Origin of the sequence: Streptomyces sp. NRRL WC-3549 (genome assembly GCF_000721935.1) — a bacterium.
Lineage (GTDB): Bacteria > Actinomycetota > Actinomycetes > Streptomycetales > Streptomycetaceae > Streptomyces.
This window is the reverse complement of the sequence record NZ_KL585385.1, coordinates 77044-77261: the sequence shown is the minus strand read 5'-3', so window position 1 is coordinate 77261 and position 218 is coordinate 77044. Positions and strand designations below refer to the sequence as shown.

The window sequence follows — 218 nt, the reverse complement described above, 5'->3', positions numbered from 1 at the left end:
AGATGTGTATAAGAGACAGACTCCAGCAGCGAGGAGGCGTAACCGAAGCGGTCGGGCCTGTTGCGAGGGGCGGGGGCCGGAAGCTCGGCGATCTGGTCGGCCCAGCGGGGCGGCAGCCGGTCGTACCGGGCGGTCTCGGCGGTGATCAGGGCGGCGACGAGCGCGGTCCGGCTCTCGTCCAGCTCGCGCCGGACGGTCCGTACGACGTCGGCGGGGTG

1 pseudogene is annotated in these 218 nt (G+C 72.0%); it reads right to left on the bottom strand.

The window, feature by feature from the left end:
* Positions 1-218: pseudogene (locus IH13_RS0103890) on the bottom strand (aromatic acid decarboxylase); the annotation flags it as partial.